Raw genomic sequence first — 9,264 nt, forward strand, 5'->3', positions numbered from 1 at the left:
GGGGAGGCGGTCGGTGGCGGTCTCGGCGGCGTGGGGCGGACCGGCGAGCGGGCGCCGGGCCGGCGTCCGGGGGGCGGCGGGCGGTGGCTCCGGCAGCGCCTCGGCCAACGCCCGCGCCAGACCGTCCGGTTCGGGCCGGTCCGCCGGGTCCTTGGCCAGGCAGCGGTCCAGTACCTCGCGCAGACGGCCGGGCACCCCGTCGAGCACGGGCGCGTGGTGGACCACCCGGTATCCGGTGAGATAGGGGTTGCCGGCGTCGAAGGGGCCGTGTCCCGTGACGCAGTACGCCAGCAGCGCCCCGAAGGAGAAGACGTCCGAGGCGGGACCGACCGTGCGGGCGTCGGTGAACTGCTCGGGGGACATGAACGGCGGGGTGCCGATCACCTGGCCGGTCTCGGTCAGCGTGTGGTGGCTCTCGACCGCCCGGGAGATCCCGAAGTCGATGACGCGGGGGCCGTCCTCGGCCAGCAGGACGTTGGCCGGCTTCAGGTCGCGGTGCACCACGCCGGCCCGGTGGATGTCCCGCAGCGCCTCCGCCAGACCCAGCGCCAGCGGTCTCAACTCGTAGGCGGACAGGGGACCTCGGTCGCGGATGCGGCTGGCGAGCGACTGGCCGGTCACGTACTGGGTCGCCATCCAGGGGGTCTGGGCCTCGGGGGCGGCGTCCACCACGGCCGCGGTGAAGGCGCCACTGACCCGGCGGGCGGCCTCGACCTCCTGGCGGAAGCGGGCGCGGAAGACGGAGTCGCGGGCGTACCGGGCGTGCACGACCTTGACGGCGACCTCACGGCCGGAACGTGATCTGCCCCGGTAGACCCTGCCCATGCCGCCGGCGCCGAGCCGGCCGACCAGCTTGTAACCGCCGATGGACCTCGGGTCGTCCCTGTGCAGCGGCACGCGCCCCCCCTCAAGTCGCCCAGCGCATCGAGCCTCAGCATACGGAAGACGGCCACCGCCCCCGACGAGCCGTCCCACGGCCACCGCAGGTCCGTGGCCCCCCGGGCGTGGTGCGCCGCAGGTCACCGGGCGCCGGATCGCCGGAGTCCGGCGAGGAACCGGGCGGTCCCGGGTGTCCCGGAGGCCACAGGCGATGCCGTCGACGAAGTGGGCGGGCGCGTCACTGGAGGATGCTGACAGCGCGGGCGATCACCAGGAGTGAGGTGAGCAGTGCCGAGATGCTCTGGACGCTCATCATCAGCTTCGCCCGGGTGGTGAGCGGCATCGTGTCGGTCGGGCTGAAGGCCGTGGAGTTCGTCACCGACACGTACAGGTAGTCCATCAGCGTCGGCACCCAGTCGGACGTGCCGCTCGCGCCGTCGGCGACCTCTTCGACGGCGTCGTCGTTCTCGTCCTGGGAGAAGCGGAAGTCCGCCAGGGGGAAGTCGGCGCGGGGCGCCTGCGTGCGGCTGACCGGGCCGCCCCGGTCCAACTCCCAGTAGGCGAGCCCGAAGACGATGATGTTGGTCAGCCAGACCTGGAGCGCGGCCAGGAGCAGCGCGTGCCCGTCCTTCACCCCGGCGTAGAGCAACTCGTGGATCAGAATGCCGAGGGCGATGAGGTTGCTCGCGGCGATGACGGCCACCAGCGTCAGCGACAGGATCCGGAACGCCCTCGTCTGACGGGTCAGACGCTTGGGATTGATGGCGATCAGCGGTACGAGCAGCAGCAGTTCCAGGGCCGGCAGCACGTACCGGGGTGCGATGAGCAGCCGCTGCGGCAGCGCAAGGTAGAGGACGACGGCGCACACGGTGGCGACGACCGCCGGCAGCCGCGCCTCGCCCCGGCGTTCGTGGCGCGGGTGCCTGGTACGAGCGTCCGCGCGGCTGCCTGCCATACCTGACCTCTCACCCCTGGTGATCCACGTCGGTGCAGTCTAACGAGGACGCAGCTCCGGGCGGCGGCAACGAATCGCCCCCTGGCGCGACGCCGTTCCGTCGTTCTCGCGCCCGCTGCCCCGCCCGGGCCCGCCGGCCCGCCTCCCCTCCCGCGGGCGCCCCGTCAGGCGGGGCTGAGCGGATGTGCCGCAGTGGTGGAGCGGGGCGGCCAGGAATGCGGCGAGAGGATGCCGAGCACGTAGGCACGGGCGACGAGCGCCGGGCGGGTCGCGCCACCGAGGAGGTGACGCAGGCGGCTCAGGTGATAGTCGACCGTCTGGCGCGACAGGTGCAGCGCCTCGGCGATCCCGGCGTTGCTGTGCCCGGCGGCCAGCAGCGCGAGGATCCGCACCTGGGCGGCGGTCAGCGGCGGATGCGGCTCATGACTCAGGCCGAGTCCGGTGACGACCGCCCACACGTCCGGCACCCAGTCGCCGGTACGGCGCACGGCGCTCAGATGGACCCAGGCACGCCGCTGCCGGCGGTCCCCGTCGACGAGTACGGCACTGGTGCGCGCGCTTCTGCGCCGGCCGCCTATCAGGTCGTCCCAGACTCTGTGGAGCGCGGCGCGTTCCGGTGTCCTGGCCAGCAGGCGGTCGGCCGGCGAGCCGACGAGGTCGCGGAGCCGGACGCGCAGCAGCTCGGCCACCGCGGAACTGGCCTCCCCGACCACCCCGTCCGCCGAGAGCCGCAGGCAGGGCAGCCCGCTGTGGTCCCGCAGGGCCCGCAGGTCCTCCTCGGCCCGGCGGCGCTGGTCCAGGGCGTGGGTGTACTCGGTGATGTCCACGTAGATACCCGCGACGCAGCGCATCGATCCCCAGGTGACGGGGAAGCGGTATCCGGCCGCGTGCCCCGGGGAGCCGTCCGGGCGCCGGTAGACGAGGGTGTGCCGGACGGAGTGACCGCCGGTGAGGACCTCCTCGTCGAAGGCGAGGAACCGGGCCGCGTCCTCGGGTCCGTCCGTCTCGGCCAGGTGGCGGCCGATCAGGCGGTCACGTGTGGTCCCGTACAGGTGGGCGTAGGCGTGGTTGGCCCAGACGTGGCGTCCGTCGGCGTCGCGGACGAACACGGCGGCGGGGCTCAGGTCGGCGAAGGCCGCGCACGCGCCCGTTCCGGCCGCCGCGTCGTTCACCTCGACCGCGACGCCCCGGCTGCGGGCGCCGTCCTCCCTGACCGACCAGTTCACGTCGAAGGTACGGTCCTCGAACCGCGCCCGGTGGGGGCCGCCGGCCAGTAAAGCCGAGGGGCCGTCGTGCCCGTCCCGCAGGGCCTTCAGGAACCGGTCCGCGGTGTGCGCGTCCGCGAAGGCGCCGCCCCCGCCCTCCACCACTTCCGCCCCACTGCCGGCCTCCCACCAGAACACCGGGAGAGTCGCCAGCAGCGTCTTGAAATCGGCCTCGTCCACGGCCCAACTCCTTCAATCTTGCACGGACATCACGTTGAGTGACACATCATGCGTGTCCCGTAGGTGTCACCGCATGCCGGGCCGCCCGGGACGCGCGGGATGTCGGGGATGTGCGCACCCGCCGGGCACTAACACATCACCAGACCTCCACATGTGTGCAATCACCCTGCCGAGTAAGGCATTTGCCTGAGACGTTCACGCTCGGGACGCCGTGTGGCGGGCACCCGGACTGCTTCGCTGGTAACAGACCGCGAATCGGCGGACGGCCGGTCGGCGCACCCCGGCCGCCGCCGGGCCGCGCACCGCGCGAACCGTCGCGCGAACCGAGCAGGAACCCCGACAGCAGAAGGAGTTGGATAGCCGTGGCGAAGGTGCTGTACGTGCATGCGAAGGGCGGACCCCCGGTCGGGTACGCCCTGGATCGGGTGGCCTCGAGGGCCGCCGTGCACCTGCTGGCACTCAGCGAACTGCCCGCCGGTGTGGCGGAGCGCGCGGAGGGGCTGTGTGCCTCGGTGGTCCGCGGGGCAGCAGGCACGGACGATCTGGTCGAACTCATCACATCCCGCGCCCGCGAGGTCGGCGCGGACGCCGTCGTCACCTTCTCGGAGTACGCGGTGGTGGCGGTCGCCGAGGCGTCCGAGCGGCTCGGCCTGCGGGGCGCCGGACCCACCGCGGCCCTCGCCCGCGACAAGCGCCTGATGCGGGCCACCTGGGAGCGCCGGGGCATAGCCCAGCCCCGGTTCCGCACCGTCACGACCCTCCGGCAGCTGGAGGCCGCGGCGGCCGAACTGTCCGGCCCCCTGCTGCTGAAGTCGGCCTGGAGCGCCGGTTCGACCGCCCATCAGATCATCGAGGGACCCGAGGACGTCGCGGGCGCCTGGGCGCGGTCGCACGCCGTGATGACCGAGTCGGCACGGCTCGGTTACGCGGAACTCCATGTCGCCGGCGCGGGCGAGGACTTCATCGTGGAGGAGATCGTCACCGGCTGCGCCGAGGAGTGGTTCGAGGGATCCGGCTGGGGCGACTACGTCAGCGTCGAGGGGGTGGTCGTCCAGGGCGTCTTCCGGCCGGTCTGCCTGAGCGGCCGGATGCCGACCGTGGCGCCGTTCACCGAACGCGCCGGCATCACCCCGGCCGCGATCGGCGGCGCGGCGCAGGACAGGGTGGTGGAGCTGGCCCGGCGGGCCGTGGAGGCGCTGGGGCTGCGGGACTGCGGTACGCACACCGAGATCAAGCTGGGCGCGGACGGCCGTATGTGGGTGATCGAGACGGCGGCCCGCTTCGGCGGGGCGATGACCGTGCCGCAGATCGAGGAGGTCTTCGGGCTCGACATGATCGCCCTGTTCACCGAGCAGCTGCTCGGCGGTTCGCCCGACTGGCCCTCGCGGGCGCTGACGCCCGCGGACGCCGACGGCGCGGCCGGGTCCCTGGTCGTCCTCGCCGTGGACGGCGCGGGGGCTCCGTGGCCGGACCGGCATGTGTGGGACTCCGCCTCGGTGCTGCGCTCGGCTCCGGTCGGCGCGGGCAGCACCCTGACCGTCGTCGGGGAGAGTTCGCTGCCGGACGGCACACCGGTGCCGGTGTACGACCCGGCCGCGGGCGCCAACACGATGGCGGGTCTGTGCCTGCTGTCGGCCGACCGGCCGCAGGCGGTCGTGCGCGACTTCACCGCCCTCGTGGACGCCATGCCGCGCATCCTGCCGGTGCACGTCCCGCAGGGGGTGGCGGTATGACCCTGACACTGGGCGAGACCGAGGTCCCCGGAACCGGCGGCGACCGCACCGTCGTCGGCGCCAACCTGTCGCTGCCGCTGTTCCGCACGCTGTCCGGAGTGCTCGCCGGACACCCGTACCTGAAGGTCGTGGTGGACCGTGTCGAGAGCACCTGGCACCTCCTCGACACCCGGGTGCACCCCTTCCACGTCAACTACATCGCCACCCACGTCCTCGGCATGACCCTGGAGGAACTCGACGCCGACCTCGACGCCTTCAACGCGTCCGTGTACATGGACCCCGGACGGCGTTTCCTCCTCGGGGTGCTGTCCCTGCACAGCGAGGAGGCGGCGGACGGCTCCGAGAGTCCCTTCCTGGTCCTGGAGACCACCGAGGCGGACACCATGCACGGCGCCCTGCTGGAGGAGTTCTACCTCTATGTGCGCGGGCGCCTCGACGGACGGCTGCCGCTGCTGCTGAAGCCCGCCAACCACGGCCAGGAGCAGGAACTGGCCACGGTCAGCGAGGCGCGCGTGCCGCGTATCCTGAGCCACGCCCTGTTCGGCAGCCGCACCCGCACCTGCCTCAACCCGGGGGAGGCGGAGGGCCGCCTGCGCCACTTCCGCACCCTGGCCGAGTACGAGGCCGCCGCCCCGCAACTCGGCTGGGCGGACATCGTCGCGATGCCCCGCCTGCCCGACGACGTGCCCAGGGTCGCCGGTTTCATCAACACCGCCCCGATCACACCGCTCTCGCACACCAACGTGCTGGCCTCGGGGTGGGGCATCCCCAACGCGATCGTCCGCGACCTGGACGCCCTCATGGGGCCCGACGACCTGGACGGCGCCTGGGTGCGCTACCGCGTGCGCGAGGACTCCATCACGCTCGAACCGCTCTCCGCCGCACCGGACCTGACGAAGCCGGCCTGGCACGAGCAGCGCATCCGCATCGAGACACCGCTGCTGGAGGAGGCCCCGGTCCTGGCCCTGCACCGACTGCGGCGCACCGACAAGGACAGTTACGGCACCAAGGCGGCCAACCTCGGCGAACTGCACCACGTGCTGGACAGCCGGACCGCCGACCTGACCGCGTTCTACACGCGCCCCCGCCCGCCGCGCCGCGACCTCCTCGGCCATCTCGCCGCCCGGCTCGGCGAGCAGGGGGCCTCACCGGAGCGGCTGCGGGCCGCCGCGGCCCACTGCGTGGCGGAGACCGTCCGCGCCCCCGAAGGCGTGGCCCTGCCGTTTCGCCTGCACCATCTGTTCCTGACCTCCTCACCGGCCCTCCAACAGGGCATCGGCAAGCTGAAGATGGCGCTGGAACTGGAAGCCCTCGACATCGTGGACCCGTTGTGCCTGAGCCTGCAGCACCTCGTGCGCAGCACGCCGATGCCCAACGAGGTGGTCCGGTCGATCACCGCGTCGGTGCCGGGCCTGCTGGCCGGCGGGCACCGCATGGTGGTGCGCTCCTCGTCCAACGCCGAGGACCTGCCCGGCTTCTCCGCCGCGGGAATCTACGACTCGGTGACCACCGTCCGCGGAGCGGACCAGCTCATGGACGCCGTCCGGCAGGTGTGGGCGTCACTGCTGTCGCCGCGCAGCGTGCGCCTGCGCCACCAGGTCGGCATCTCTCTGGACGACACCTACATGGGTGTGATCGTCCAGGAGTACGTGTCCGCGAGCCTCGGGGGCGTCCTGGTGACCTGCAACCCGACCCGGCGTGAGGACTTCCGCAACGTGTACCTCAACTGCACGCCCGGATCACCGGAGCGGGTGGTGGACGGCACGATCCTGCCGCAGCAGTACCTGTACAACACCGTCGAGGGCGGTGGGCGCACGATGGACGTCGGCACCGCGGGCGAGGACCTGCCGGCGCGGACCCGTACGGCGCTCGCCCGGCTGGCCCTCACCGGCCGGCTGCTGCAGTCCCACTTCAGCACCGAGGACGTGGACGACGCCCTGGACATCGAGTGGCTGATGACCGACGAGGGGGCGTTCCGTCTGGTCCAGATCCGCCCCTACGCCCGGTGAGGCGCCGCCTGCCCCTGCCGGGGCTCCGCCGGACCGAGCCGGCCGCCTCCCCGGTGGCCCGCCGGATCATCCGCCTGAACAACGGGTTCCAGCTGCTGTTCAACCTGCTGTGGTGGATGCCGGTCTTCTACGCCTACCAGCGCGACGCCGGTCTGTCCGACAACCAGATCTTCGGCATCCAGAGCATCTACTACATCGCGTTCTGCCTGTTCGAGATACCTACCGGTGCCATCGCCGACCGGATCGGCGCCCGCAACTGCCTGCGCGCGGGAGCGGTCGTCATGACGGCGGCGAACATGGCGCCGGTGCTGGCCCCGTCGTACACCGGCTTCCTCGTGCACTTCCTCGCCATCGCCGCCGGACGCTCGCTCACCTCGGGCGCGGCGAGCGCCTATCTCTACGACGGTCTGCGTGCCGAGGGCGCGGAAGCCCACTACCTGAGGGCCGAGGGCACCGCACGCTCCCTGGGGCTGGCCGCCAAGGTCGTCTGCTGGCCGCTCGTCGGCCCGCTGATGGCGCTGGCCGTGCAGACCCCGTACGTGCTGAGCGCGGCCAGCGCCGCCGGGTCGCTGGGCTGCGCACTTGCGCTGCCCCGGCTCGCGCCGCGCGGCACGGACACCGGGCCGGGCAACCGCGGGCGGCGGAGCGGAACCCTGCTGCGCGACACGGGTGCCGCCCTGCGGGCCCTGCGCGTCTCCCCGTGGCTGCCGCTGCTCATGGTGCAGGGCGTGGCGGTGTTCACGCTGTCGCGCATCTGCCAGGTCAACCTCTTCCAGCCGGTGCTGCTGGACCACGGGATCGGGGAGGGCGCCCACGGCAGCGTGCTCGCGGCCATGACGGTGGCCGAGGCGGTGGCCTCGGCGCGCCCGCAGTGGCTGAGCCGCCGGCTGACGCCGGCCCAGTGGGTGTCCTTGCTGAGCGTGGCGCTCGCCGTGACCTTGGCGGGTACCGCCCTCGGCGGGCCCTGGCTCGTGGTGGCGCTGCTGTGCGCGTTCGCCGCGATCACCGGGTTCGTCTATCCCGTGCAGCGCAAACTCATCAACGACGCCATCCCGGCGGGTGCGCCGCGCGCCACGCTGCTGTCCGTGGAGAGCATCGTGGACCGCGGGGTGTGCGCGCTCGCGGCGGTGGCCGCGGGCGCGTACCTGGCGTCCGGCCGGCTCGACGCACTGCTGTGGCAGAGCGCGGCGGTGACCTGTGTCCTGATGCCTGTACTGCATCTGGCGCTGCGCCGGACGGACCGGGCGGCGCCGCGCACGAAGGACGAGGCCCGCGCACCGGCCCAGCGTGCGAAGTCGCCCGAACCGGTCCCGGCGTCGGTGCCGGTGCCGGGCTCCGGGCCGGTGCCCGGCGCGGGGACGGCCTCCGGCCGGGCATCGGCGGCCGAGCCGGTGTCCCTGCCGGTCGACGAGGGTGTCGCACCGCATCCCTGAGCGACCTGGCCGACCGACGGGAGCAGGCGCCGGGGGGCCTGCTCCTCGTCCCGGTCGGCACCGGCCGGGACGAGGAGTCGCCGCCCGCGTCGGTTCGGCACCGGCCGGGACGAGGAGCCGTCGCCCGCGTCGGATCGGCACCGGCCGCCGCGGAGCTGTCGCCCGCGTCCGGATGGCACCGGCCGCCGCGGGGGCCGTCGCCCGCGTCCGGCACATCGACGTGAACGGGCATCGACGTGAACGGCGGCACGGGCCCGCGGGTTTGTGATGGCGGGTGACCATGCGGTGCAGGAGACGTGGGGGAGTTGTCGTATCTGATCCACGACCGTGGCGCGCGGGGCCGCTGTTGAGGTTGTCTCGTGCATGCATCTCCAACCCCCCACATGTCATGGAGAGTTCATGCGGCACCCCTGTCCCGGTCCACCCCGCACCGTCCAGCTTCGGCTGCTTCGGCGACGGCGTGCCAGACAGGTCTGAGCACCGCCGGGCCGCCGGGGGTCCCCGGGTACCCGGCCTTCGCCGGTGACCTGGGAACACCGGGCAGGCGGTCCGCACCCGTGAGCCACTCCTCCCGCTCCGGGATGGTCGTCCGGGTTCCGGCCCGACCCCACCCCCACGGAAATGACATGTGCGCGTCACCATGTGAGCCGCTGTCCACCCGCGGTGCGAACGCGACTCCACATCGACAGGCGTTCCGGCCGGCCTCGTACCGGCCGGGCGACGATCCCCCCACAACCACAACAAGGAGCCTTTTCTCGTGAGCCTCCTCCACGTGCGTCACAAGCGCACCACTCTGGCCATCGCCACCGC

6 protein-coding genes are annotated in these 9,264 nt (G+C 72.9%); 3 read left to right on the forward strand and 3 right to left on the reverse strand.

All coding sequences use genetic code 11. From position 1 onward, the window contains the following. The 3 genes from GT045_RS29980 to GT045_RS29990 form a co-directional block, all read right to left on the reverse strand. Positions 1–897: serine/threonine-protein kinase (locus GT045_RS29980; protein ID WP_161336091.1), on the reverse strand; the 897-nt coding region annotated here is incomplete at its 3' end. 220 nt (positions 898–1,117) lie between these two features. Continuing rightward, positions 1,118–1,834: a hypothetical protein gene (locus GT045_RS29985; protein WP_161336092.1), complete on the reverse strand. Its 717-nt coding sequence runs from the start codon at positions 1,832–1,834 to the stop codon at positions 1,118–1,120. Positions 1,835–1,998: 164 nt separating this feature from the next. Then, entirely contained in the window at positions 1,999–3,279 is a 1,281-nt protein-coding gene (locus GT045_RS29990; RefSeq protein WP_161336093.1) for a PAS domain-containing protein, read from the reverse strand. 362 nt (positions 3,280–3,641) lie between these two features. On the opposite strand from GT045_RS29990, the gene GT045_RS29995 reads away from it, so the two are divergent. The 3 genes from GT045_RS29995 to GT045_RS30005 are packed head-to-tail and all read left to right on the forward strand — an operon-like array spanning position 3,642 to position 8,454. Beyond that, positions 3,642–5,012: an ATP-grasp domain-containing protein gene (locus tag GT045_RS29995; protein ID WP_161336094.1), complete on the forward strand. Its 1,371-nt coding sequence runs from the start codon at positions 3,642–3,644 to the stop codon at positions 5,010–5,012. Beyond that, positions 5,009–7,021, forward strand: coding sequence for a PEP/pyruvate-binding domain-containing protein (locus tag GT045_RS30000; protein WP_161336095.1), 2,013 nt, complete (start codon positions 5,009–5,011; stop codon positions 7,019–7,021). Before GT045_RS29995 ends, GT045_RS30000 begins: the two co-directional genes overlap by 4 nt. Further along, positions 7,018–8,454, forward strand: a complete 1,437-nt coding sequence (locus tag GT045_RS30005; RefSeq protein WP_345942797.1) for an MFS transporter — start codon at positions 7,018–7,020, stop codon at positions 8,452–8,454. The genes GT045_RS30000 and GT045_RS30005 overlap by 4 nt, the downstream gene beginning before the upstream one ends. Positions 8,455–9,264 lie beyond the last annotated feature (810 nt).

Source organism: Streptomyces sp. SID486 (assembly GCF_009865385.1).
GTDB lineage: Bacteria > Actinomycetota > Actinomycetes > Streptomycetales > Streptomycetaceae > Streptomyces.

Coding starts and splice junctions, on each gene's coding strand:
- GT045_RS29985 (WP_161336092.1), bottom strand. CDS start 1,834: ATGGCAGGCAGCCGCGCGGACGCTCGTACCAGGCACCCGCGCCACGAA.
- GT045_RS30000 (WP_161336095.1), top strand. CDS start 5,009: ATGACCCTGACACTGGGCGAGACCGAGGTCCCCGGAACCGGCGGCGAC.